Origin of the sequence: Hydrogenovibrio sp. 3SP14C1, assembly GCF_029625905.1 — a bacterium.
Lineage (GTDB): Bacteria > Pseudomonadota > Gammaproteobacteria > Thiomicrospirales > Thiomicrospiraceae > Hydrogenovibrio.
In genome coordinates this window covers 1-409 of record NZ_JARTLM010000027.1, presented here as the reverse complement: position 1 = coordinate 409, position 409 = coordinate 1, and the positions used below count along the sequence as shown (strand labels likewise).

General features: G+C 58.2%; 1 protein-coding gene. It reads left to right on the top strand.

Going from position 1 to position 409, the window contains the following annotated elements; all coding sequences use genetic code 11:
* The coding region (locus tag P8629_RS11490; protein WP_278166269.1) for an RNA-guided endonuclease InsQ/TnpB family protein at positions 1-409 on the top strand (409 nt) is incomplete at both ends.

Sequence of the window (409 nt, the reverse complement as noted above, 5' to 3'; positions counted from 1 at the left end):
TGTCCAACGTCTGCTTGCAACAGTCGCTCCGGCATCTGGATCGGGCCTTCAGCAACTTCTTCAAAAACCAGGCGCGGTATCCCACCTTCAAGAAGAAGCAGCGCAAGCAATCGGCCACTTACATGGCCAACGGCTTTCGCTGGCGCGACGGCAAACTGTGGCTGGCCAAGCAAAAAGACCCGCTGGCTATCCGCTGGAGCCGGTCTTTTTCCGGCACGCCAAGCAGTATCACGGTGAGCTGTGACACCGCAGGCCGTTATCATGTCAGTTTTTTGGTGGAGGAAGTGGCCACACCACTGCCGGTCACCCCCAAAATGGTCGGCATCGATCTGGGGCTGACGCACCGCGTCATCACCAGTGACGGCGACAAAATCCCCAACCCGCGTTTTTTGCGGCGCACTGAGCGTAA